This window comes from Brucella pituitosa, assembly GCF_003049685.1.
Lineage (GTDB): Bacteria > Pseudomonadota > Alphaproteobacteria > Rhizobiales > Rhizobiaceae > Brucella > Brucella pituitosa.
In genome coordinates, this window is sequence record NZ_PYSY02000002.1 from 1317599 (window position 1) to 1342022 (window position 24424).

Genomic DNA, 24424 nt, shown 5'->3' on the forward strand with positions numbered 1-24424 from the left:
TGCTATTCACAGGCTGCCCGGGGTAAAAGCCAGATTAAATTTTTTTGAACCGTCTATCCATTGACGACTTTTTAACTTCAGATACTATATCTTGTGTTCAAGGTTCTTACGATTCGTGAGGATCAAAAGCGAAGATGGGAATACGGTGCGCGGTATCCATGATGGATGTTGTTAAGCCGTAGCTGCCCCCGCAACTGTAAGCGGCGAGCTCAATCCAGATGTCACTGGCACAGGCCGGGAAGACGGATGCGAGCGATGAGCCGTGAGCCAGGAGACCTGCCTTGAACGAGAACGTCCACGGGCGGGGTGTCCGGTTGGCGCGCGATAAGTTGTGGCATTGTTTTGCCATGTCTTTTGGTGCCCCGTATATCCCTCTCATAAGCTTCGGGGTGACAAGCATGTCGAGTAATTCAAGACCAAACAGTTCCGGTCCGCCCGGTGCGGGCTAGTTTGAAGGATTCGCGCTCTTAAAGCGCGTTGAGCCTCTCAGTTTTCGTTGCTTTTCACGCGCATTTCGTCATGCGCGAACGCTTTTTTGCGCCTTCTTTCGTGTGAGGCGCAGTGGATCAAAACGTCTGTCTATATGCATTCTCCAACGCCAAATGCTTCTGCGACAGTGCTGGAAATGCTCCATCCCCAGTGAGGAAAAAATGAACGTTACCGTCTATAGCAAGCCCGCCTGCGTCCAGTGCACCGCAACCACCCGCGCGCTCGACCGTCAGGGCATTGAATATGATGTCATCGACATTTCCGCCAATGCCGATGCATATGATCTCGTTCAGGGCCTCGGATACCGTCAGGTGCCGGTTGTTGTTGCTGGTGAATCCCATTGGGCCGGTTTCCGTCCGGATATGATCAGCTCGCTGGCGTAACGCCGGTCTGCTGCCGGGGTTTGTTATGGGCCAGATCGTTTATTTTTCCAGCCGTTCGGAGAATACGCATCGCTTTGTGATGCGTCTTGGCATGCGTTCAAAGCGCATTCCGCTGGAAAGCTATGAAGACGATACTGGCCTGTTACGGGTCAACGAGCCGTTTGTGCTCGTGACCCCAACCTATGGCGGCGGTGGCGCGAAAGGCGCTGTTCCCAAACCGGTCATCCGCTTTCTCAATGATGCGGATAACCGATCCCTCATTCGCGGCGTCATTGCCGCCGGGAACAGCAATTTCGGCGAAGGCTTTGGCCTTGCAGGTAAAATAATTTCGGAAAAATGTCAGGTTCCCTACCTCTATCGCTTTGAGCTTCTGGGAACGGATGAAGACATTGGCAATGTTAAAGACGGGATGGAACGATTTTGGACACGGCAGACACAACCCTGACCCGTGAGCGCGAGACGGTCGCCGCTTCGGAAAAGCACGAACCATCTACGGGATCGGGCAGCAAGCCACAGAAGCTTGCTGAGACTTCGCTCGATTATCACGCGCTCAATGCGATGCTGAACCTCTATGATGACGAGGGGAAGATTCAGCTGCATCGCGATCGCCAGGCGGCGCAGCAATATTTCCTGCAGCACGTCAACCAGAATACGGTGTTCTTCCATAATCTGCGTGAGAAGCTCGATTATCTGGTCGATGAAGGCTATTACGAACAGGAAGTGCTGGATCAGTATTCCTTCAATTTTGTGCGCGATCTTTTCGATCATGCCTATGACAAGAAATTCCGCTTCCCGACCTTCCTCGGCGCGTTCAAATATTACACCAGCTATACGCTGAAGACGTTTGACGGTAAGCGCTATCTCGAGCGCTACGAAGATCGCGTCTGCATGGTGGCGTTGGCGCTTGCGCGTGGCAATGAGCAGCACGCACGCGAAATGGTCGATGAGATTATTTCGGGCCGTTATCAGCCAGCAACACCGACCTTCCTCAATGCAGGCAAAAAGCAGCGCGGCGAACTGGTCTCGTGCTTCCTGTTGCGCGTTGAAGACAATATGGAGTCGATTGGTCGCTCGATTAATTCGGCACTCCAGCTTTCAAAGCGTGGCGGCGGTGTGGCATTGAGCCTGACCAATATTCGTGAATCCGGTGCGCCGATCAAGCAGATCCAGAACCAGTCTTCCGGCATCATTCCGGTGATGAAGCTTTTGGAGGATTCATTCTCCTACGCCAATCAGCTTGGTGCGCGTCAGGGCGCGGGCGCGGTTTATCTGCATGCCCATCACCCGGATATTATGCGCTTCCTCGATACAAAGCGCGAAAATGCAGACGAAAAAATCCGCATCAAGACGCTGTCGCTTGGCGTTGTGATCCCGGACATCACGTTTGAACTCGCCAAAAACGACGAGGACATGTACCTCTTCTCGCCTTATGACGTCGAGCGCGTCTATGGCGTGCCGATGACCGAGATTTCGATCACTGAAAAATATCGCGAAATGGTGGATGACGGTCGTATCCGCAAAAAGAAAATCAACGCGCGTGATTTCTTCCAGGTGCTGGCGGAAATTCAGTTTGAATCCGGCTATCCTTACATCATGTTCGAAGACACGGTGAACCGCGCCAATCCGATTGATGGCCGCATCACCATGAGCAATCTCTGCTCCGAAATTCTTCAGGTCAGCGAAGCCAGCATCTTCAATGATGATCTGTCTTATGAGCATCTCGGCAAGGATATTTCCTGCAACCTCGGCTCGCTCAATATTGCAGCAGCCATGGATAGCCCAGATTTTGGCAAGACGATTGAAACCTCGATCCGTGCATTGACGGCTGTTGCAGACATGAGCCATATCGGCTCCGTCCCTTCGGTTGCCCGTGGCAATGACGAAAGCCATGCCATCGGTCTTGGCCAGATGAACCTGCACGGCTATCTCGCTCGCGAACGCATCTTCTACGGTTCGGAAGAGGGCGTCGATTTCACCAATATCTATTTCTACACGGTGGCCTATCACGCTGTCCGCGCTTCCAATCTGATCGCTGTTGAACAAAAAAGCTCGTTCAAGGGCTTTGAGAAATCGAAATATGCGACAGGTGAATATTTCGACAAATATACCGATCAGGTCTGGGAGCCTGCGACTGAGAAGGTGCGTCAGCTCTTTGAAGATGCCGGTATTGCAATCCCGACACAGGAAGACTGGCAGGAACTGAAAAAGGCCGTCATGGAAGGCGGACTTTATAATCAGAACCTGCAGGCCGTGCCGCCAACAGGATCGATCTCCTATATCAACCACTCGACCTCTTCGATCCACCCGATTGTTTCCAAGATCGAAATTCGCAAAGAAGGCAAGATTGGCCGCGTTTATTACCCGGCTGCTTTCATGACGAATGATAATCTGGAATATTATCAGGATGCCTATGAGATCGGCGCAGAAAAGATCATCGACACCTATGCAGCGGCAACGCAGCATGTCGATCAGGGTCTGTCGTTGACGCTGTTCTTCCGCGATACCGCGACGACACGCGATATCAACAAGGCGCAGATTTACGCGTGGAAGAAGGGCATCAAGACGATTTACTACATCCGCCTGCGCCAGATGGCGCTCGAAGGCACGCAGGTAGAAGGCTGCGTTTCCTGCGCCCTTTAGGATCCCGGATATTCAGACTCCGGCGGCCTGTAAATGGCGTTGTTCTGCGAGCCGGTGCTCACGTACTTTATGTACGCTGCGCTCCGGTTCTCGAACCCCACCATTTTCGGCACGCCTTAGCCAGAATCTCACGCCGATCCCAATCAAGGTAGAGACAAATGAACATGCAGTTCAAAAACAACAATGCGAAAAAGCCGGCGGTTGTGCGGGCGATCAACTGGAACCGGATCGAAGACGACAAAGACCTTGAAGTCTGGAACCGTCTGACGGGCAATTTCTGGCTGCCGGAAAAAGTGCCGCTTTCCAATGATATTCAGTCTTGGGAAACGCTGAAAGCTGAAGAAAAGCAGCTCACCATCCGCGTGTTCACAGGCCTGACGCTTCTGGATACCATCCAGAACGCGGTTGGCGCGGTAACCCTTATGGAAGATGCATCGACCCCGCATGAAGAAGCGGTTCTCTCGAACATTTCTTTCATGGAAGCGGTTCATGCGCGGTCTTACTCGTCGATCTTTTCGACGCTGTGCCTGACGCCAGATGTGGACGATGCCTATCGCTGGTCGGAGGAAAACGAGTTCCTGCAAAGGAAGTCGCAGCTGATCCTCGACAATTATAACGCTGAAGATCCGCTCAAGAAGAAGATCGCCAGCGTGTTTCTGGAAAGCTTCCTCTTCTATTCGGGCTTCTATCTCCCAATGTATTGGTCAAGCCGAGCCAAGCTCACCAACACGGCTGACCTCATCCGCCTTATCATCCGCGATGAAGCCGTTCATGGCTATTATATCGGCTATAAGTATCAGCGTGCGCTTGAGAAGCTTGATGAAGCCAAAAAGCAGGAAATCAAGGATTTTGCCTTCGATCTGTTGCTGGAGCTATACGACAACGAAGTGCGCTACACCGAGGCACTTTATGATGGCGTCGGTCTGACCGAGGACGTGAAAAAGTTCCTGCATTACAATGCAAACAAGGCGTTGATGAATCTGGGTTACGAAGCTCTGTTTCCGGCGGAAGCCTGCAAGGTCAACCCGGCGATCCTTTCAGCACTTTCGCCAAATGCTGACGAGAACCACGACTTTTTCTCAGGTTCGGGTTCATCTTATGTGATCGGCAAGGCTGTTGCCACCGAAGACGACGACTGGGATTTCTGAGCTAAAAAAGCGCGCTGTAAAAACAGCGCGCTTTTTGTTTCGTTCTTATGGTTGGTTTAGCTCTTTGGGCTCAGATCAATCGAGAACCATTTTTCAGACATTTTCGAGAGTGTCCCATCGGCCTGCATCTCGCCAAGTGCCTTATTGAGCTTGGCTTTGAGTTCCGGCTCATCCTTGCGCAGACCAATACAAACATTCGTCGCCTGAATGCCGCCGACCAAAAGCGGGCCGGTGATCTTGAGCGCGCCATTGCTTTTCTCTGCACGATCCCGTGCAAAGACGACATTGTCATATTGACCGTCGAGGCGACCGGATTGCAGATCGAGTTTGACCTGCTCGGAGCCTTTGTAAGAACGGATCTGAGCGGCATCGCCAAAATTCTGCTCAACAAATTGCAGCTGGCTGGTTGAAAGCGATGCACCGAGCGTCAAGCCTTTTACAGCTTCCTTGATGTCGGCGATGGCCTTTTTGCCTTCTTCGGTATCGGTGTTGAGGCTCTCTCCCGTATGCGGAAGGTTGGCCAAGGGACCTTCAGCGGGCACGAGGAATGTATTGGGCGTGATCACATAAGGATCGGAGAAGTCGATGACCTTACGGCGCTCTGGATTAGGGCCCATTGTCAGGACCACATCGAATTTGCCAGCAAGAAGCGATGGGATCTGACCATCCCAGTCCTGCGCAACAATATTGCATTCCAGCTCGGCGCGCTTGCAGACTTCCTTGATGACATCAAGATCAAGCCCCTGAAGTTCACCGCCGGGCGTGGTCAGATTGAAGGGCGGAAAAGCACCTTCAACGCCAACAGTTACGGATTTCCATTCCTTGGCGAGAACGCTGCCGCTGTAAAGAACGGACAAAGTGCAAAGGCTGATAGCTGCTATTTTCTTGATCATAGTTCCCTCGTTCCTGGAGTGGTTCCCGCTAAAGTTGGAACCGTGTCTCACTATTTGTTTTTACGCATCATCCCACGCAAAACCGCTCCGCAGTTTTGGCTCAAATGCTTAATCGATATTGGGATGCGTTCTTCTTCTGAGAACCATTTTTCGCACCCATCTCATCTATGAGTGTGGACCCGCTGTCGGGGGATGAAAAGCAGAATAGTGTTCACATATATGAATTTAATTCTGATTTTCCGAGCAGAATGATGTTGCAAGGCAGTGCAGAAACACCCGGCCCGAATCCCGAACCAGGTGCAATGTTGTGATAAGAAAAATATAATCTTATCAGCTGTTTAGCGTTGCATAACGCGCTATGTCCGCATGAGTTGCGAACCAGATATCCTTGTGTTGACGAATGTGGCCAATCAGCTCTTTGAGTATCCAGATGCGGGAGCGGTGACCGATAATGTCAGGGTGCATGGTCAGCTGGAAAATTCCGCCTTCTTCATAGGCCGCATCAAACTCGCGGATGAAGATCTGCAGAATATCGTGTGGCGCAATTTGCGGACGCAGGCCACCCCAACGATCCATCACCAGATAAGCGGCATCGTCGCGAATCCATTCGACAGGCAGCTCGGTTACGCCGCAGGGTTCGCCGTTCAGCAGAAGCTCGTAGCAGTCGACATCGGCCATAAGAGATGAGTCATAAATCAGGCCCATCTCGGCTGTGATTTGCAGCGTGTTGTCGCTGAAGTCCCAAGATGGTGTCCGGATGCCGACAGGCCGCACGCCGGTAATCTTTTCCAGCGCATCGGCGGAGCGGTGCTGTAGATCGCGCTCGGTATCGCCATCAAGCAAAGTATTCCGCTCATGAATCCAGCCGTGGAGCGCAATCTCGTGTCCTTCACCGATCAGGGCGCGCTGTTCTTCGGGATAATGGATCGCCGAAACTGCTGGCACAAAGAATGTAGCGGGGATGCTGTTTTTACGCAGCAATTCACGAACCCGTGGAATGCCTTGTCTTGGTCCGAACTGGCCTTGCGAAAGGGCCGAGATAGAGCGGCCGCCGTCCCGCAGTTCGAATGTGTCATGGTCGGAATCAAACGACAGGCCAACCGCACATTTGGCACCTTCAGGCCAGGCAGATGGCTTCAGGCTGCGTCCGGCACGCGCACGGTTCATGATCGTTTGCAGCCGTTCTTCCGGCCATGTCCATGTTGGAACGGGTGTTTCGGTTGTCATGTTGTTGGCCCTCCACTGACCGACAAGGTCTGGCCGGTGATCCAGCTCGCGTAAGGGGACGCGAGGAACAGCACGGCATTCGAGATATCTTCCGGCAATCCGATCCGGCGCAGTGGAATTTCGTTGAGCATGGCGGCTTGGCCGTCTTCTCCATAGGACGCCCACTGACGCTCATAATCGGGGCTCGTGCGCAGAAAGCCCGGCGCCACAGCATTCACATTGATGCCGAATGGGCCGAGCTCATGACCAAGCTGACGGGCGAGGCTGATGAGCGCTGCCTTGGCGCTGGCATAGGCCTGAATTCCGGTGAGGCTTACGCCCAGACCGGCACCGCTGGAAATGAAGACCATCTTGCCTGTACCACGGCTTTTCATGGCCGGAACGATGGCGCGCGCAACGAGAAATGCACCGCGCACATTGATGTCGTAGATGCGATCCCAATCTGCAGCGGGCACGTCTTCAAGTGGGCGCTTTTTCTGACCCAGAACACCACCAGCCACGTGGACGAATACATCGAAACCGCCTTCGGTCTCGGCTTCTGTGGCCAGTTCCGCAATTGCTGTCTCATCCGTTACATCAAGATGAACCGCGCGGATCGACCCGCCGCGTGCAGGACGCGCTTCGCTCACAAGGCTTGCCAGTTCGTCATCAAGAACATCGGTTGCCGTCACATGTGCGCCATCGGCAGCAAATGCTTCGCATATTGCCCGTCCAATTCCCCTTGCGGCCCCAGTGACCAGGACTCTTTTTTCTTTGAAATGAATATCCATTTTACTGCTTGTCTGTTGTGGATGGTTTGTGTCCGAGGCGCGCGCTCAATTCGGCGGCATGTTTGACCACCGCGTCGATCATGCGCTGACGGCAGGCGGTAAAGCGCGATGAAATCGTCGCCATATTGAGCGTGGCAATGACTTCACCACTGGCGTCAAAGACTGGTGCGGCGACGCCTGAGCCGCCGATGACCGCCTCTTCGTCGCAAACCGCGTAACCGTTTTCGCGAGCCGCATCGATGATACGGCGGATTTGCACGCGATCGATCACGGTCTTGTCGGTGAGCGGTATGATGCGTTCTTTGGCGAGATAGCTTGCTGTCTTTTCGGGCTGCCAATGCGCGAGAAGGATGCGGCCCATCGCAGTGCAGTAAGCGGGGTCCGAGCCTGTGAGGTCAGAATCGAAGCGCACCACCTGATGGCTCGCACTCTTGGCTAGAAGCTTGACGCGGCCATCCTTACGGCGCGCGCCGAGAAACACGGTTTCCCCTTCACTGTCGCGCATGGCATCCATAATCGGCTGAGCGGTGGCAATCAGATAGGCGTCGCTACCGCTGCACCAGCCAGGGCCGTTCCTGAAAGTCTCGTGGATTTTATAGGATTCTGTGTCGTCGCGAACGACATAGGCACGGGCTACCAATGTGGCGAGCAGATTGAAGGTGCTGCTCTTGGGATAACCCAGCTCCGCAACGATTGCCTTCAGCGTTACCGGTTTATGGGCGCGGGCAAGGAACTCGAGGATTTCGAGAACCCGAACTGCGGATTTCACTTCGCCGTTATTTTCAATGTTCATATATGTGAACCAAATTCCTGTTGTGGAATAATGTGACAGACATACCATCACATGGCAACACAAAAGGAGCACGTTTTGAAATGAATACAGAAAACAAGGTTGCCATCGTCACGGGGGGCGCGCGTGGCATCGGAAAGGCTTGTGCTCTTGACCTGGCGCGTGCCGGTTATCACGTCACACTGGTCGATTTGCTGGAAGCGGAACTGGCGGATACGGCTGCCGAAATCGAAAGCCTTGGTGTGCGTGCGCTGCGATGTGTTGCGGATGTCTCAAGTCATAAGCGGGCAGGCGAAGTTGTCGCCGAAACTGTAGATGCGTTCGGTCGCGTCGATTTCCTTCTCAACAATGCGGGGCGTTCCGCACCTGTCGGCATTCTTGATATTTCGGAAGACGAGTTCGATCGGGCTATCGCGATCAATCTGAAAAGCTGCTTCAACTATATTCAGCATACTGCACCACATATGCTGAAACAGGGCGGTGGCCGAATTGTTTCGATGTCGTCGCTCAATGCCTATTCGGGCGGTGTGACGGCTGCAGTCAGCAAGTTCGCTTATGCGGCAGCAAAGGCCGGTATCCTTGGCATGACTCGTTCCCTTGCCAAGGAACTGGGACCAAACATTGCAGTGAATGCCATTTGCCCCGGCGTCATTCGTACCGAGATCGATACGAATGTAACCGAACGTGCGGATGAGGTTATCAGGGGTATTGCGTTGGGACGACTTGGTTGTGCCGACGATGTTGCCCGTCTGGTGACTTTTCTGGCGACCTCCGAGCCTTGTTTCATCACGGGACAAGCATTCACGGTTGATGGCTTCCAGTTCAATGTTTGAACTTTTGCGCGCGAGACATGGATGAAGCTGGGCTCGAAAGCGCTCACCCACCCATCGGAGGCTGTGCCGGTTCTCGCCGGGGCGGCCTCTGGCTGGGACCTGGCAGGAATCTGTCTGCGAGAGGTTTCCTGTCGGGATCTGCATAAATGCTTATCAATCCGGCAACTCTTGCTGGCCATAATGTCGATTTTGATGGGGCTTTTGAGCAATTTCACTTATATCGGTTGCCACAAGTTTAGAGTACCTCTAGGTACAGCTCGGGAGGAGCGCTCTCTTCTGTGGCAGCAGTCAGATCGGATTGTTTCAGCCATAAAAGCCGATAAAAGCGGAAGCCAGAATGAAGGGCTTCTCTATTGTCCTTGATCTGCTTCTTCCATCCAAAATGTTAAAACCTGAGCCGAGAGCGTGAACCTCAAGTTGAAGAACCACCACGACATCTGGGATATTGTCGACGCGAAAAGCGCCGCCTATTTCGAACTGAGCGATACGGTTTGGGACAACCCGGAAACGAATTACGAAGAGTACAAGTCCAGCGACGCTCATGCAGCCATGTTGCAGGCGGAAGGTTTCCGCGTAGAGCGCGGCATTGCTGGTCTGCCGACCGCTGTGATGGGTGAGGCGGGCGACGAGGGTCCGGTCATCGCCATTCTGGGTGAGTTCGATGCGCTTCCGGGGTTGAGCCAGATTGCCGGTGTTACTGAGGAACAGGCGATTGAAGCGGGCGGTAATGGCCACGGCTGCGGTCACAATCTGCTTGGTTCAGGCTCCTTGCTGGCAGCAAGTGCGGTTAAGGATTACCTTGCTGCCAATGGTATCAAGGGCCGTGTACGTTATTATGGCTGTCCTGCTGAAGAAGGCGGGTCGGCCAAGGGCTTTATGGTACGCGAAGGTCTGTTCGACGACGTCGATATTGCGTTCTGCTGGCATCCGGCGCCTTTTGCGGGCGTAAACGATCCGGTTTCACTGGCCTGCAACGAAATCAATTTCAACTTCACGGGTCGCGCCGCCCACGCAGCTTCCGCTCCGCATCTGGGACGCAGTGCGCTCGATGCCGTCGAGTTGATGAATGTTGGCGTCAACTATATGCGCGAGCATATGCCGTCTTCGGCGCGCATTCATTATGCTGTCACTGATACAGGTGGTTTTGCCCCTAATGTCGTGCAGGCCAAAGCCAGCGTGCGCTATCTGATCCGCGCGCTCGATTTGCCGCAAATGCAGGTTCTGTTGGAGCGCGTTAAGAAGATCGCCGAAGGTGCAGCTCTGATGACCGAAACTTCGGTCAAGAGTGACATCGTCAGCGGCGACGCTAATCTTATTGGCAATCCAACGCTGGAACAGCTGATGCAGCGCGAGCTTGATCGCCTTGGTCCGCCGGTTTTTGATGAGCAGGACCGCAAAACTGCACAACAGTTTCAGGCAACTTTATCAAAAGAAGATATTTCCGATGCGTTCCGCCGTTTTGGTGTTGAACCAAAGGCAGAACTTGCGCTTTGCGAAGGCGTCTATGCGCCTTATAAGGGCGATAACTCACTCGTCGGCTCGACGGATGTGGGAAGTGTAAGCTGGGTTGTTCCGACCGTGCAGATGCGTGGTGCAACCTGTGCAATTGGTACGCCGCTTCATTCATGGCAAATGGTGGCGCAGGGCAAATTGCCTGCGGCGCACAAAGGCATGGCGCATGCGGCAAAGGTTATGGGAAGTACGGCTATCGAACTGTTCCTCAATCCCGAACAGATCGAGAGAGCCAAAAAAGATCATGAGAAGAAGCTCGACGGCGCCGTTTTTGTGAATCCTATTCCCGATAATGTTCAACCTGCCTTACCTGTTTCTGATAAGTGAAGCCGAGCCTAATAGAAATACCCGGAAAACAATATGACGTTCATTTCCTTATGCCCCACAAGGCCTGACGCATCATGAAGGCGTTTCTTGATATCTTAAGCTTCGGGCCTGACGGCTGGGGCCATGTGCTGATGATGGCCGCACTGGTGAGTGTATCACTCGCCGTTCTCGGTTTTCTTCTTGGTGCAATCATCGGTGTTTTTGCGGCTTGGGCGAAGATTTCCGGCGGTCTTGCACTGCGCGGCATTGCCGACGGTTACACGACAATCATCCGTGGCATTCCGGATCTGCTGGTCATTTATCTGTTCTATTTCGGTGGCAGTGCTGCTGTGACCGCGATTGGCCGCATGTTCGGCGCACAGGGTTTTGTTGGTTTTCCGGCATTTCTAGCGGGTGTGCTGGCAATCGGTATTTCTTGCGGCGCACATCACACGGAAGTTTTCCGTGGTGCATTCCGTGCGGTTTCCAAGGGCGAGCTTGAAGCAGCTTCGGCTTGCGGTATGGGACAGGCGCTCAAGTTCCGCCGGATCATTGCTCCCCTGGCGCTGCGTCACGCTCTGCCGGGCCTTGGCAATGTCTGGCAGGTTGCGCTGAAGGAATCCGCGCTGATCTCCGTTGTCGGCGTCGTGGATATTCTGCGTCAGGCTCAGATTGGTGCCGGCTCGACCGGTCTGCCGTTCAATTTCTATCTCATTGCCGGTGCGTTGTATCTGCTGATTTCATCGGTCTCAGGCACCATCCTGCAAAGAGCTGAACGCCACTTCTCGCGTGGCGTCAGGAGGGCAAAATGAACCTCGAATTTTATTCTGAAGCCTTCATGCAGATGCTGAGTGGCGTGCCACTCACGTTGCAGCTCGCTGCAAGTTCGATCGTATTTGGCGCTATTCTGGCACTGCTTTTTGCCATGATGCGTTTGTCGGGTATTGCTGTTCTTGACTGGATCGCCCGGCTCTATGTATTCGTGTTTCGCGGTACGCCGCTTCTGGTTCAGATCTTCATCATCTATTACGGTCTCAGCCAGTTCCCGGCCATCCGCTATTCGTTCCTGTGGCCGATCCTGCGTGAACCTTACTGGTGTGCGATCATTGCGCTGACTTTGAATAACGCGGCTTACGCCAGCGAGATTATTCGTGGCGGTCTTCTGTCCGTGCCAAGCGGTCAGATTGAAGCTGCAAAAGCCTGCGGCATGTCGCGTTTCACCTGCTTCCGCCGTATCGTCATGCCACTGGCAATCCGTCAGGCACTGCCCGGTTATGGCAATGAAATGATCTCCATGGTCAAGGCAACATCGCTGGCCTCCATCATTACACTGATGGAAGTGACCGGCATCGCCGCCAAGCTGATCGCGGAAACCTATCGTGCGATTGAGGTATTCGTCATTGCAGGTGCCATCTATCTCGCCATCAACTTCGTTCTGACGCGCGCACTGATGTTCGCGGAATACAAACTGACGCCCTATCTGCGCCAGCCCGTCGTCAAGATCACCACCGAAGGAAAAATATCGTGAGTAAAGTCGTCTCTCCCAATGCCGCGATTAAGACGAATGTGGCACTCAAAGTTGAAAATCTGCGCAAGAGCTTCGGCGCCAATGAGGTGCTCAAGGGTATTTCACTTGAAGCACACGAAGGCGAAGTGATCTCGATCCTCGGCTCTTCCGGTTCCGGCAAGTCAACTTTCCTGCGTTGCATCAATCTGCTGGAAACTCCAACCTCGGGTACTGTAACCGTTTCCGGCGAGACCATTCGCATGGCGAAGAACTCGAAGGGCGAAGCCTATCCGACCGATAAGAAGCAAGTTTCGCGCATTCGATCTGAGCTTGGCATGGTGTTCCAGAGCTTCAATCTCTGGTCACATAAGACCATTCTCGAAAACATCATCGAAGCGCCGATCTATGTTCAGGGCCGTTCGCGCGCTGAATGTGTGGAAGAAGCAGAAGCACTTCTGGCCAAGGTTGGTATCGCTGACAAGCGCGATTTCTATCCGGCACATCTTTCCGGTGGTCAGCAGCAGCGTGCAGCAATCGCGCGTGCGCTCGCCATGAGGCCGAAAGTCATGCTCTTTGATGAACCGACATCGGCGCTCGACCCGGAACTGGTTGGCGAAGTATTGCGCGTTATGCGTGGCCTTGCTGAAGAAGGCCGCACCATGCTGGTCGTAACCCATGAAATGGGGTTTGCCCGTGACGTGTCCAATCGTGTGGTGTTCGTGCATCAGGGATTGGTTGAAGAAGACGGTGCGCCTGAAGAAGTATTCGGAAATTCGAAATCCGAGCGTTTCCGCAAGTTTATCAGCCATGAAAATGCAGCCTGATTATTTTAAACAACGCTGATTTGTGCCAAAAGGCGCGTCAGCAAATAACTGCGTAAGGTTAAGTCAAATGAAGACCCAAATGAAAACTGTGGGATTGTTCAAAGCCCTGTTCGTTTCTGCGCTGGTTCTCACGACCGCTTCTGCACATGCAGAAGAAAAGAAGTGGACCAAGATCACGATCGCTACAGAAGGCGCTTTCCGTCCGTATAATTTCACCAAGCCGGATGGCACGCTGGATGGTTACGAAGTCGATCTCTACAAGGATCTCTGCGCGCGCATGAAGGTTGAGTGCACGCTCGTTGCACAGCCTTTCGATGGCATCATTCCAGCGCTCAATGCTGGCAAGTTCGACGCGATCATGGCTGGTCTGACCGCGACCCCAAAGCGTGAAGAAACGATCGACTTCACCGTTTCCTACGGCCTGACGCCGCAGACCTTTGCAACGCTGAAGGATAGCCCGTTCGCCAAGCTGCCGCACACTGGCGAAACGCTTTATCTCGCAAAGGATGAAGCAGCGAGCCAGAAGGCAATTGACGACGTTGCTGCTGAAATCAAGGGTCGCACCGTTGGCGTTCAGACAGCTTCGCTCGGCCTTTCGCTCCTCGACAAGTATTTCAAGGATTCAACCGATATCCGCGAATACAAGACCACCGATCAGCATGATCTTGACCTCAAGTCGGGCCGCGTCGATCTGGTCGTTGCTTCGCTGGCTTATTTGACCGATGCAGCCAAGAAGCCAGGCAATGAAGACATCGTCATGACCGGTCCTTACTTCAAGGGCGGCATCCTTGGCCGTGGTGTTGCCGTTGGTATCCGTAAAAATGAGCCTGAACTGCAGAAGATGTTCAACGAAGCCATCGAAGCAGCCAAGGCTGACGGCACGATCAAGACGCTTTCTGAAAAGTGGTTTGGCTTTGACGTAACGCCATAATCGGGACAGTTTTAGAGCATGATTCCGAAAAGTGGGAACCGGTTTTCGGATAAAATCATGCTCAAGCAAAAGTTTAGAGCGGGATAACGATTCAACTTAAAAACATCACGCTCTAGTCCAATTGAAACGCCGCCCAATGGGCGGCGTTTTTTATGGCGGATAGCTTATGCCGACGCCAAGCTTTTAAATTGATTTTATGTGTTATCCAACGCACAACCATTCATAGGGTTCTGTATGCCTCTGGATGTTGAGTGAAGAAAGAAGCTGCCGCATTGACCGACGATATTGCCCATACCGAGCTGATCGCTGTTTTGACCGCTGTCACAGGTGAGCAACCACGTGTCATGACCGTGCGTCAGGGGCAGGCTTTGCCCTCCGGGCCGTTCGAGACGGAGCACCGTTCGTTGCAGGCTGGGCTACGAGCCTGGGTGCAGACCGAAACAGCACATCCCGTCGGCTATCTCGAGCAGCTCTATACCTTTGCCGATCGCGACCGTCACAGGCAGGGTGAACGCACGATTTCAATCAGCTATCTCGGCCTCGTGCGCGAGGATGATGCCGCGGGTCAACAGGCCAGCTGGCGCGGCTGGTATGACTATCTGCCATGGGAAGACCATCGGCAGGGTGTGCCGGACGTTGTTGGCCATTTGAGCAATGGTCTGCGGGTCTGGTCGCATCAGGCGGCATCCGCAGAATTGACCGCGCAGCGCTTGCGGCGCATTGCCTTCTCGTTTGGACTGAATGGCGAGCGCTGGAATGAAGATCTCGTGCTTCAGCGCTATGAACTGCTCTATGAAGCCGGTCTGGTGAGCGAGGCCGGAAAGGGCGATGAAGAAAACGGCCGCCATATGTTTGCCGATCATCGCCGAATTCTTGCGACAGCCATCGCGCGGTTGCGGGCCAAGATCAAATATCGCCCCGTTGTTTTTGAATTGATGCCCGACAGTTTCACGCTTTTGCAGTTGCAGCGCACCGTTGAGGCATTGGCCGGATTGCGGCTGCATAAACAGAATTTCCGTCGTCTGATCGAACAGCAGGATCTCGTTGAAGAAACCGGCGAAAGCGACAGCGAAACCGGCGGTCGCCCGGCAAAACTGTTCCGTTTCCGCTATTCGATTGTCGAGGAACGCGCGCTTTCGGAGCGCCATCTCGCAGGAACAAAGCTCCCGATCTCTCGCGATTGACAATATACTCGAATCGAGTATAACTGCACATCTATGAAATACTCATTATGAGTATAATAGGATGTTCCGCTGTAGCGGGATTTTATGCGCTGCTCGGGAGGCCGCCATGAATGAATTCGTTTCCGTATCAAAGCTTTATGATCGCGTAGCCTCGGTGCTGCCCAAGGCTGAATGGATGGGGTTCGAAGACGATGTCGCGGCAATCCTTGAACTCAAGCGCAAGCGGAATGCAGTTATTCTCGCGCATAATTACCAGACCCCGGAAATCTTTCACTGCGTAGCGGATATTGTTGGCGACAGTCTTGCGCTTGCCCGCAAGGCGATTGATGTTGAGGCCGATGTGATTGTGCTCGCGGGCGTCCATTTCATGGCCGAGACGGCCAAGCTGCTTAACCCGAAAAAGACTGTTCTGATCCCCGATATGGGCGCGGGTTGTTCGCTTGCGGATTCGATTACGCCGCAAGATGTGGCGCTTCTGCGCGAGGCGCATCCGGGCGTGCCGATCATCACCTATGTCAACACATCGGCTGCGGTTAAGGCGGCATCCGACATTTGCTGCACATCCGGTAACGCGAAGAAGGTGGTCGAGTCGCTCGGCGTGCCGCGTGTGCTGATGATCCCTGACGAATATCTTGCGCAGAACATCGCGCGGGAAACCCATGTGGAAATCCTCGCCTGGCACGGCCATTGCGAGGTGCATGAGCGCTTTACCCCAGACGATATTCGCGAACTGCGTGAAAACCATCCCGGCGTGATGGTACTGGCGCATCCGGAGTGCCCGCCGGAAGTGGTGGAAGCCGCAGATTTTGCCGGGTCAACGGCTGTCATGTCGGATTTTGTCGGCGAGAAGAAGCCGCAACGCGTGGTGCTTCTCACGGAATGCTCGATGAGCGACAATGTGGCTGTCGATCATCCGGATGTCGAATTCATCCGGCCCTGCAATCTCTGCCCACACATGAAGCGGATCACACTTGCCAATATTCGGCAGGCGCTTGAAGAAAACCGCCATGAGGTAACAGTCGATGCGGCGATTGCCGAGCCTGCGCGCCGCGCGGTTGAACGGATGCTTGCGGTATGAGTACAGCACCTGTGATTGTTATCGGCAGCGGCCTCGCCGGACTGATGACAGCGTTGACCCTTGCGCCGCAACCTGTGCTGCTGGTGACAGCGGGCACCTTTGCGTTCGATGGCTCGAGCGCGCTGGCGCAAGGCGGCATCGCAGCAAGCCTTGGTGACGATGACAGCCCAGCATTGCATCTGGCGGATACATTGGCTGCAGGAGCCGGTCTTTGTGACGCAGCTGTTGCAAAAAATATAATTGAAGCTGCTGCGGAGGCGATTGCAACGCTTGAAGATTATGGCGTTCGCTTCGACAGCAAGCCGGGTGGGTCTTATGCACTGGGTCTTGAAGCGGCTCACAGCCGTCACCGCATTGTCCATGTAGATGGTGATGCGACGGGGGCGGGCATCATGCGTGTGCTGGCTGCCAAAGTGCGGGCAACGCAATCGATAACAATCAAAGAAAATACCCGCGCGCTGCGGCTTATCAAGCAAGACGGACGCGTTGCAGGCGTTGAACTCGAAGGCATTGGACCAATTGCAGGCCGTGCTGTGGTGCTCGCGACTGGTGGCGTAGGTGGGCTCTATGAGGCAACCACTACACCGCTTGGCAATCTAGGGCAGGGAGCGGCACTTGCTGGGCGCGCTGGTGGGCTGCTTGCCGATATGGAATTTGTGCAGTTTCATCCGACGGCCTTAGCCGTTTCAGCTCCCCGATTGCCATTGATCAGCGAGGCTGTGCGTGGTGAAGGGGCGATACTTGTCAATGATCGTGGCGAGCGCTTCATGCGGGATATTCCGGGCCAGGAATTGGCGGCGCGCGATATCGTCGCGCGGGCAATTGGGCAGCAACTTGTGCAAGGTCACAAAGTGTTTCTCGATGCACGTGCGTCATTAGGCAAGGGCTTTGCAAAGCGGTTTCCCGGCATTGATGCGCTCTGCAAGCAATACGGCATTGATCCGTCTTGCGATCTGATGCCGGTGCGGCCTGCCACACATTATCATATGGGGGGCGTGGCTACCGATAGCGATGGCCGTACCAACCTTCCGGGGCTATGGGCTGTGGGTGAAACTGCCTCAACGGGCCTTCATGGTGCAAATCGTCTGGCGAGCAACTCGCTTCTTGAAGCAGCAGTCATGGGGCTTCGTGCAGGCCGCGCCATTGCATCTACACCGCATGCTGCCACGCTGCCGCTTGCATCGAAAGCCAAGTCATCATCATCCAGTCTGCCTTATGTGAGATCGATTGCATCCCGGCATTTGGGCCTGTTGCGCGATGACGAGGGCTTACGATCGGCAATTACAGCGCTTCTGCCGCTTGCACAGACGGATGACGCGGCTGCGGTAGCACTCGTTACGAGTGTTGCAGCATTTGAGCGATGCGAGACTCGCGGCAGTCATGCGCGGACAGATTTTCCGGGAAAAGCGGCTGCGACCGAGCGCAGCTTTTACACATTCGAGCAGGTTTTCGCACTCGCTCGCGAAGTTGCTTTGCCTGAACCTTTATCGAGGATCGCATGATGGATTTGCCACGCCTTTCCCCATTGCTCATCGAACCGCTGGTGCGCGCCACGCTTTTAGAGGATCTCGGGCTTGCAGGTGACATTACCAGCAATGCGGTTGTGCCTTCGGACCATCGTTCGACCATGGTTTTCAGCCTGCGTCAGCCGGGTGCGATTGCCGGACTGGACGTTGCCGAAATGGCGTTTCGGCTTGTCGATCCTGCGGTCGCCTTTGAACGAATGGTCAAGGACGGCGATTTTCTGACAGAGGGCACGACGATTGCTCGCGTATCCGGTTCGTCGCGGAGCATTCTTGCGGCCGAACGTACCGCGCTGAATTTTCTCGGCCATATGTCCGGTGTTGCGACCGCAACGGCCGATCTGGTCAAGGCTGTTCAGGGCACGAAGGCCGCAATCGTGTGTACGCGCAAGACCATGCCGGGTCTGCGAGCCCTGCAAAAATATGCCGTGCGGGCAGGCGGTGGCATGAACCATCGGTTTGCGCTTTATGATGCGGTGCTCATCAAAGACAATCATATCGCAGTTGCAGGCAGCGTTGGCGAAGCCATCCAGCGTGCCAAAGCCAATGCAGGCCATATGGTCAAGATTGAAGTGGAGGTCGACACATTGGAGCAATTGCTTGAAGCAATGGCAATTGGTGTCGATGCGGTATTGCTTGATAATATGTCGCCCGCGCAATTGCGCGAAGCGGTGAAAATCATCGACGGTCGGGCGATTGCCGAGGCCTCGGGTGGGATTACGCCTGAAACTGTTGCGGCAGTCGCCGCCAGTGGTGTTGATCTCATTTCCGTGGGATGGACGACACACAGCGCGCCCAACCTCGATATCGGTCTCGACTTCAGCTTTGCCTGACAGGCTATTCGCTTAAGTGATGAGCGAAACTATTGCCGGTATAGTCTGATCGAAGCAGCCCAGCTTCACTCAGTCGTGGCATCAGCTCGTCAAGCGCGATGTGCATGGACGATGTCGAGCCGCCGGGTGCTGTGATAAAGCCGTCAATCGCTCCAGCATCAGACCATTGGCGGATTTCGGCAACCGCATCATCGACCGTTCCGATGATCTGCCAATGGGCGGCGCTGATAACTTCTGGTCTGCGGAGCAGATCATCAAGGCGGAGCGTCTCTTTTTGCAGAAGACGCTGCAACAATCCGGCATGGGTTTTGCTGTGCACTTTTTCTGGTGGTGGCGGCAAATCGGACGGGCGGATCAATCGATCTTCAGGCCAGTCTGTGAGATCAAGACCAGTCATATCCCGAATATAAGCAATCTTGCGGGTGCGGTCGCCACGCGCGTGGGTATAGGAAAACAGCTCTTCAGCTTCCTTCCGTGTTGGCGCGAGATAGAGGCTGAGGCCCGGAAGCAGGCGCACGTCATCCGCATTGCGGTCATGGGATTGTGCAAGGGAACGCAAGTTTTTGCGTAGATTGATGGCCACATCGATGTCCGGTGTTGCGGAAAAGATTGCATCGGCAACCGAGGCAGCGAAACTGCGCCCGGCGGGTGAGGCTCCAGCCTGCACAAGCGGGATCGGCACATTCTCAAGAGATGGAATGTTGAGCGGTCCTTTGACCTTGAAGAAGTCGCCTTTGTGGTCGATCGGTTGAATGCGCGCTGTGTCTGCATAGGTTCCGCTGGCCCGGTCGCGTTTGAGGGCTGAGCCGGGAAAGCTTTCCCACAATGCGCGCACGACTTCTGTAAACTCTGCCGCTCTCGCATAGCGCTCGTCAGATGTCGGCATCTCATCAAGGCCGAAATTCACATTGCCATCCAGTGCTGTGACGATGTTCCAGCCAGCACGACCATTGCTCAGATGATGCAGTGACAGAACCTGCCGTGCCACAGCATATGGCGGCATGAACGTGGTCGAGATGGTTGTGAGCAACCCGATCTTTGAGGTTTCACGGGCAAGCGTCGCCATCAGCAATGTTGCGTCGAGACTGGCAAAGCCCGGCGTAGTCTCCATGATCTGGCTGTTGAGAAACAGACTGTCGGGGCGGAATACAAAGTCGAGTTTGGCTGCTTCCGCACGTTTGGCGATATCGAGATAAAAGTCTGATCCGAATGCGCCTTCGATGTCGCTGTTTGTATGTCGCCAGCCATCACCGCTCAGCCAGGTGGGGGCGAGAGACATACCAATATGGAGCGTTTTGCAAGGAGCCATGATCAATTCCGGTTCAGGTTTTAAGCCAAAAACCGCGAGCCGAAAGCCCGCGGTTGTTTTGTTCGATTTTGAGCACGTTCCGAAAAATGAGAAATGGTTTCCGGGTCGTGCGTAGAAAGCAACCGATCAGAAGCTGCCTTTGATGCCGACACCAAATGTGCGTGGCAAGGTCATGCTGGCTTGCGTCGTTGCACCGCTGATGCCACGCGTTGCTTGCAGAGACGTTGGCGCGCGCTCGTTGAAGATGTTTTTTACAAAGCCATAAAGCTGGAATTTCTCAGTGAAATCATAGCTCATGCGGGCATCGGCAATCGTATAAGCACCAACCCAGTATGCCTTCGTGTTTGCAACATCTGAATAATAACCGTCCGTATGGCGAACATTGCCCGAGACGTTGAATTTTTCAGTTACATCCCAGCTCGCGCCGAAGTTCAGCATATAGCCGGGAGATTTTGCGAACTCATTGTCTTCATACGAAGCATTGCTGGAGATTTCATCGATCTTGGTGCGCAAAATGCCCGCACTCGACTTGAGCGTCAGATTGTCGAGCACTTGATAGTCTGCACCAATTTCAAGGCCGTAGGCATGAGCTTTTTCGGCGTTGATGGTGTAAGACTGGACGATATTATTCGGCAGGACAACGGGAATGTTATACTGCGCATTTTTCATGTCCATGTAGAATATGTTGGCGTTCAGAACGAGCTTGTTATCCAGCACTTCAGCCCGCGTGAACAGCTCATAGTTCCACAGAGTTTCTTCATCGAACTTGTTCCACTTGCTGGATGCAGGGTTCGTTGTGTTCATATAAAGCGACACGCCGCCCGGATTGTATCCGCGACTAACAAGACCACCGACTGTCAGATCGGGTGTGATAGCATAGGCCAGCGACACTTTAGGCAGGAAAGCCGAGAAGGTTTCATCGAAGTTGACGGGCTCATAGGAATAGACAGAAACACCATCACGCTGAATGTTATCCTGCTGGTAGCGCATGCCACCGGTAAGGGTCCATTGATCATTCATGCGCCAGCTTAACTCACCGAACAGGCCGAGATTTGTCTTCTTGTCATCGAATGTGGAGAGATAATTATTGGTGGTTTTATTGCTCGCATTCAGCAGATAAAGCGCTTCGTCCGTTTTGGTGTGTGCGTAATAGATGCCTGCTACGCCGCTGATAACGTCTTCCTGATCGCCATAGGTAACGCGAGCTTCATTTGAAACATTGGTCTGGTCGATATTGGCATCGCCACCGTTTACAATACCCGTCGAGCGTTCGACACTGGAGTCGGAAAACTGCGTCTGGTTGAAGAGTTTAAATCCATTATCGAGATCATAGCTGACGTCCAGTATGCCGGTATTGGTACGCTGATCCCATGTCGGCATGCTCTGTCCGTTATAGTCCAGCTCATAATAGAGAGGTGTTGCGGCCTCATAGGTCGGGCGATTGCTCTTGTTGAAAGAGTAGGTGAGCTTTGCTTCAAGGCCGGGGATCTCGGCAGGTTGCCACAGAAGCTTCGAGCGTATGTTCAGTGACTGGAAGTCGTGATCGGTGCCCGAAGAATAGAAGCCCGGATTGATATAGTCGATGAAAGTATCGCGACCCGAATAATCAATCGCGAGACGGCCAGCGACTTCGTCTTTATAAAGCGGACTGTTCAGCATGATCGAGGTGCGCTTGGCATTGTAATTGCCAATCTCGACCTGATAAGCGCCTTCCTGCTCGAATGTTGGGTCTTTGGTGTTGACGACGATCGCACCAGCAATAGCATTTGCGCCCTGCGATGTGGTTTGTGGGCCACGGAAGACTTCGATGCTGTCAACATCCCAGATTGGTGCTGAGCCAAAAATGAACTCATTGTAGTTCAGATAGTGGCCATCGAGATTGATCGTCGCGCGGGGGACAGTGCCGGAAAAGAAGGCCGTTGCACCATTGTTCGGTCCCTGGCTGTCCTGACCGCGAATAACGGGCGCGCCGACGGTATCGGTGTAAACGACATTGGGTGTGCCGCGAACAGCTTCTGAGACAGAAGAATCGCCAGTTTTTTCTTTAGCGATTTCCTTGGCGGTAATCACGGTGACCGATGAGGCGGTGTTCTTGATATCACGCGCGATTTTTTCGCCGGTAATGACCAGCGTATCGAGCACCAATGTTTTGGATTCGCCTGACGTCTGGGCATCCTGCGCAAGGGCAGGCGAACCAGCAAGTGCCACAAGCGTCAACGCGCTGACACTATAGAAAAAGCCACGGGTAGAACGGATATTCATAGGTCGCCCCAAACATGAGTGTGTAAGTCATGTTCTGTTATCCCCATGATGCCAATTCCGCAATAAGGAATGCATACCGCAATACAGTATGAGCGCAAGCTGATTGTTGATGTTGCACATTAGCAACGCATTGACCTGTCGCCCCTCGCGAAGCACAGAGTTTTGAAACGCAATCATGGAAATAGCTTTCAGGCCGGGCATGACTTTGTGTGAGCTTGAGGCTAAACATCGCTCAAAGCGGAACAAAAATGATCGAACGGTTTTGATGATCTGGAATCGTTCTGATGGGAGGCGGAGCATTTGAAAGAACAGGATGAATTTCCGGCTGATGAGGCTGAGACCGTGGGAGATAAACGCTCCGGTACGATCCAGTCGGTATCGATTGCAGCACGGTTTCTCAAAATTCTGGCCAATGCCGAAAATGAGCTCGCCTTGGGAGAGGTTGCAAAGCGGGCAGGCACAGGCGGATCGACGGCGCATCGCTATATGCAAAGTCTTGTGAAGGAAGGGCTTGCAAAGCAGGACCCGGTCAGCGGATTTTACGATCTCGGACCAACGGCACTCAGCATTGGCATTGGAGCGTTGAAGCGGGTCGATGCGGTGGAAATCGCCGCACAGCATATGAAAGCCTTGGCACAGCGTCATGCCATGAGCGGCGGCGTGGCGATCTGGACGGATCGTGGCCCAACTTTGGTGCGCTGGTATCGAAGCGCCTATTTTTCGGTAAACCCGCTGGCGCTCGGCGATACTTTGCCGGTCGATAACACGGCCTGCGGTCTGGTCTTTCAGTCGTTCCTGCCCAAGAGCAGCATTGATGCGGTTCGCAAGGTTCAGCCTGCCAGTTTTCGTGGCACGCCACCCACTAAAGCTGTTCTCGATAAGGTGCGCAGTGACCGCTGGTCAGAGATGACCAGCCATCTTTTATCGAATGTGACCGGGCAGGCGTCACCTGTATTAGATGCACAGGGCGAAATTGTTTGCGTGATGACGACCGTCGCCGATCTCGGCCAGCTTCGTACCGATGAAGAACGCAGAGCACTTTTTCATGAAGCCTGCATTGTCAATCAATCTACGGGCGGCCTGATTGTCGACACGCAGCTGGAAATGCCTGAGAGCTAAGCAGCGCTGCTTTTAGGAACAATGAGCGGCGTACCGGAAACAGGGTCTGGGATGATGATGGAGGTAAGGCCAAACACATCTTCGACCAGTTTTTCTGTAACGATATCGGCAGGCTTGCCCTGCGCAATCAAAGCGCCTTCGCGCATTGCGATCAGATGGGAAGCATAGCGGCAGGCATGATTGAGTTCATGCAAGACCGCCACGACGGTTCGTCCCTGCTTGTTAAGTTGTGCCAGAAGATCGAGCAACTCGATCTGATGCGCGATATCGAGATAGGTCGTCGGTTCATCGAGAAGCAATATCGGCGTGTCTTGCGCCAGCACCAAAGCGATCCAGACGCGCTGACGCTGGCCACCGGAGAGCTCATCCACAGGCCGGTCCGCGAGTTCGGTGATCTTGGTCGCTTCCATGGCTCGTGCCACAGCCACTTCATCCGCTTCGGACCATTGCCGCAGGAAGGATTGATGCGGGTAACGGCCACGCGCAACGAGATCGGCAACCGTGATCCCTTCAGGTGCAATCGAGCTTTGCGGCAGCAGGCCGAGCCGGCGCGCGGTTTCCTTCGCGGGCAGGCTCGCAATGTCGCCGCCGTCCAGAATGATCTTCCCGGACGTTGGTTTCAACAGCCGTGATAAAGCCCGGAGTAGTGTCGATTTTCCACACGCATTCGGTCCTACAATGACAGTAAACGATGCATCAGGAATAGACACGGACAAATCAGTCGCGACTGTTCTCTCATCATATTTCAGCGTCACGGTATCAGCGTGAAGGCGATGCATCATTGCTTTGGTTCCGGTGGCAAGTCAGTAGAAATCATTGGTGTGTTGGATGTGATCTGTATTGCATTGCAGAATGCGTTCTGC

At 53.9% G+C, this 24424-nt stretch carries 22 protein-coding genes and 1 riboswitch; of the genes, 15 read left to right on the top strand and 7 right to left on the bottom strand.

What is annotated here, in order from left to right; translation table 11 throughout:
* Nucleotides 1-83: 83 nt before the first annotated feature.
* Nucleotides 84-298, top strand: a riboswitch (cobalamin riboswitch).
* 352 nt (nt 299-650) lie between these two features.
* The 4 genes from nrdH (at nt 651) to nrdF (ending at nt 4660) form a co-directional block, all read left to right on the top strand.
* Complete coding sequence (gene nrdH / locus C9380_RS18490; RefSeq protein WP_024897583.1) at nt 651-872, top strand: glutaredoxin-like protein NrdH; 222 nt, start codon at nt 651-653, stop codon at nt 870-872.
* Between the two features lie 25 nt (nt 873-897).
* A complete protein-coding gene (gene nrdI, locus C9380_RS18495; RefSeq protein WP_100557637.1) occupies nt 898-1317 on the top strand; it encodes a class Ib ribonucleoside-diphosphate reductase assembly flavoprotein NrdI in 420 nt (139 codons plus the stop codon).
* Nucleotides 1293-3512 carry a class 1b ribonucleoside-diphosphate reductase subunit alpha gene (gene nrdE, locus C9380_RS18500; RefSeq protein WP_128094241.1) on the top strand — a complete coding sequence of 740 codons (2220 nt, stop codon included), beginning with the start codon at nt 1293-1295 and terminating at the stop codon, nt 3510-3512. The genes nrdI and nrdE overlap by 25 nt, the downstream gene beginning before the upstream one ends.
* Before the next feature lie 158 nt (nt 3513-3670).
* The gene (gene nrdF, locus C9380_RS18505) at nt 3671-4660 is read left to right on the top strand and encodes a class 1b ribonucleoside-diphosphate reductase subunit beta (RefSeq protein ID WP_100557639.1); all 990 of its coding nucleotides are present in this window, start codon (nt 3671-3673) and stop codon (nt 4658-4660) included.
* A 56-nt stretch (nt 4661-4716) separates the two neighbouring features.
* Here the strand turns inward: nrdF and C9380_RS18510 are convergent, their stop codons facing one another.
* From C9380_RS18510 to C9380_RS18525, 4 genes are all read right to left on the bottom strand, one after another.
* Nucleotides 4717-5553 (bottom strand): transporter substrate-binding domain-containing protein, encoded by an 837-nt coding sequence (locus tag C9380_RS18510; protein ID WP_100557640.1) that lies wholly within the window; start codon nt 5551-5553, stop codon nt 4717-4719.
* A gap of 330 nt (nt 5554-5883) precedes the next feature.
* Nucleotides 5884-6780, bottom strand: a complete 897-nt coding sequence (locus tag C9380_RS18515; protein ID WP_128094242.1) for a polysaccharide deacetylase family protein — start codon at nt 6778-6780, stop codon at nt 5884-5886.
* Nucleotides 6777-7550, bottom strand: a complete 774-nt coding sequence (locus tag C9380_RS18520) for an SDR family NAD(P)-dependent oxidoreductase (RefSeq protein WP_128094243.1) — start codon at nt 7548-7550, stop codon at nt 6777-6779. Before C9380_RS18520 ends, C9380_RS18515 begins: the two co-directional genes overlap by 4 nt.
* A 1-nt stretch (nt 7551) precedes the next feature.
* Nucleotides 7552-8343: an IclR family transcriptional regulator gene (locus tag C9380_RS18525; RefSeq protein WP_128094244.1), complete on the bottom strand. Its 792-nt coding sequence runs from the start codon at nt 8341-8343 to the stop codon at nt 7552-7554.
* An 80-nt stretch (nt 8344-8423) separates the two neighbouring features.
* Between C9380_RS18525 and C9380_RS18530 the strand changes: the two genes are divergently transcribed.
* The 10 genes from C9380_RS18530 (at nt 8424) to nadC (ending at nt 18871) form a co-directional block, all read left to right on the top strand.
* On the top strand, nt 8424-9173 hold the full coding sequence (locus C9380_RS18530) for an SDR family NAD(P)-dependent oxidoreductase (protein WP_024897591.1): 750 nt from the start codon (nt 8424-8426) through the stop codon (nt 9171-9173).
* 405 nt (nt 9174-9578) lie between these two features.
* On the top strand, nt 9579-11012 hold the full coding sequence (locus C9380_RS18535) for a M20 family metallopeptidase (RefSeq protein WP_128094245.1): 1434 nt from the start codon (nt 9579-9581) through the stop codon (nt 11010-11012).
* A 74-nt stretch (nt 11013-11086) separates the two neighbouring features.
* Nucleotides 11087-11803 (top strand): ABC transporter permease, encoded by a 717-nt coding sequence (locus C9380_RS18540; protein ID WP_024897594.1) that lies wholly within the window; start codon nt 11087-11089, stop codon nt 11801-11803.
* Nucleotides 11800-12519 carry an ABC transporter permease gene (locus C9380_RS18545; RefSeq protein ID WP_128094246.1) on the top strand — a complete coding sequence of 240 codons (720 nt, stop codon included), beginning with the start codon at nt 11800-11802 and terminating at the stop codon, nt 12517-12519. The genes C9380_RS18540 and C9380_RS18545 overlap by 4 nt, the downstream gene beginning before the upstream one ends.
* Nucleotides 12516-13322, top strand: coding sequence for an ABC transporter ATP-binding protein (locus tag C9380_RS18550; RefSeq protein WP_128094247.1), 807 nt, complete (start codon nt 12516-12518; stop codon nt 13320-13322). The genes C9380_RS18545 and C9380_RS18550 overlap by 4 nt, the downstream gene beginning before the upstream one ends.
* Before the next feature lie 79 nt (nt 13323-13401).
* Nucleotides 13402-14253, top strand: a complete 852-nt coding sequence (locus tag C9380_RS18555; protein ID WP_100557647.1) for a transporter substrate-binding domain-containing protein — start codon at nt 13402-13404, stop codon at nt 14251-14253.
* Nucleotides 14254-14525: 272 nt separating this feature from the next.
* Nucleotides 14526-15437 carry an NUDIX hydrolase gene (locus tag C9380_RS18560; protein ID WP_094539429.1) on the top strand — a complete coding sequence of 304 codons (912 nt, stop codon included), beginning with the start codon at nt 14526-14528 and terminating at the stop codon, nt 15435-15437.
* A gap of 106 nt (nt 15438-15543) precedes the next feature.
* Nucleotides 15544-16515: a quinolinate synthase NadA gene (gene nadA, locus C9380_RS18565; RefSeq protein WP_128094248.1), complete on the top strand. Its 972-nt coding sequence runs from the start codon at nt 15544-15546 to the stop codon at nt 16513-16515.
* A complete protein-coding gene (locus C9380_RS18570; RefSeq protein WP_128094249.1) occupies nt 16512-18017 on the top strand; it encodes an L-aspartate oxidase in 1506 nt (501 codons plus the stop codon). Before nadA ends, C9380_RS18570 begins: the two co-directional genes overlap by 4 nt.
* On the top strand, nt 18017-18871 hold the full coding sequence (gene nadC, locus C9380_RS18575; RefSeq protein WP_105534955.1) for a carboxylating nicotinate-nucleotide diphosphorylase: 855 nt from the start codon (nt 18017-18019) through the stop codon (nt 18869-18871). Before C9380_RS18570 ends, nadC begins: the two co-directional genes overlap by 1 nt.
* Nucleotides 18872-18875: 4 nt before the next feature.
* On the opposite strand, the gene C9380_RS18580 is transcribed toward nadC, so the two are convergent.
* Nucleotides 18876-20180, bottom strand: a complete 1305-nt coding sequence (locus tag C9380_RS18580) for an NtaA/DmoA family FMN-dependent monooxygenase (protein ID WP_128094250.1) — start codon at nt 20178-20180, stop codon at nt 18876-18878.
* Nucleotides 20181-20306: 126 nt separating this feature from the next.
* On the bottom strand, nt 20307-22442 hold the full coding sequence (locus C9380_RS18585; RefSeq protein WP_128094251.1) for a TonB-dependent receptor: 2136 nt from the start codon (nt 22440-22442) through the stop codon (nt 20307-20309).
* Nucleotides 22443-22742: 300 nt separating this feature from the next.
* Here C9380_RS18585 and C9380_RS18590 point away from each other — a divergent pair, with 300 nt between their 5' ends.
* Nucleotides 22743-23561 (top strand): IclR family transcriptional regulator, encoded by an 819-nt coding sequence (locus C9380_RS18590; protein ID WP_198513185.1) that lies wholly within the window; start codon nt 22743-22745, stop codon nt 23559-23561.
* Here C9380_RS18590 and C9380_RS18595 read toward each other — a convergent pair.
* Nucleotides 23558-24343, bottom strand: a complete 786-nt coding sequence (locus tag C9380_RS18595) for an ABC transporter ATP-binding protein (protein ID WP_100557652.1) — start codon at nt 24341-24343, stop codon at nt 23558-23560. The two genes, C9380_RS18590 and C9380_RS18595, sit on opposite strands and share 4 nt — an antisense overlap.
* Nucleotides 24344-24424 lie beyond the last annotated feature (81 nt).